Annotated in this window: 1 pseudogene; it reads left to right on the top strand. The window is 41.4% G+C overall.

Annotation, left to right across the window (positions count from 1 at the left end):
• A pseudogene (locus CWC11_RS21070) lies at nt 1-374 on the top strand (hypothetical protein); the annotation flags it as partial.

Here is a 374-nt window from a genome sequence, read left to right as displayed (position 1 = left end):
GTTTACACGAGTCGCAAGAGCGCTTAAATACTCAGCCTGAAAAAACAGCAGATTCAGACTCGATAGCACTTCCTGACAATGACAAACAAATTATCGCATTAGTTCAAGGCATAAAGAAATTACGCCAACTACTGCGCTCTGAGCATAGTAAAGGCAAAGTAGACACTCAACTGTTCGTTAATGAAGACCGCAGACTAGAGCGATTTCAGCTTAAAATCAATGTCGAAAGCCAGATAAAACGAGGGCTCTCAGCACGAACTGCAAATATGGTCGGTTCAGCAAGGCAATACTTTGAAAAAGCTTACGCTACAATTTGCGCCGTCTCATACAATGATGACTATGTAAAAGAGAAAAAAGCACAGCTGGAAGGTTAT

Origin of the sequence: Pseudoalteromonas sp. S3178 (assembly GCF_005886985.1) — a bacterium.
In the GTDB taxonomy this organism is placed as follows: Bacteria; Pseudomonadota; Gammaproteobacteria; order Enterobacterales; family Alteromonadaceae; genus Pseudoalteromonas; species Pseudoalteromonas carrageenovora.
This window is presented reverse-complemented; position numbering and strand designations above follow the sequence as displayed.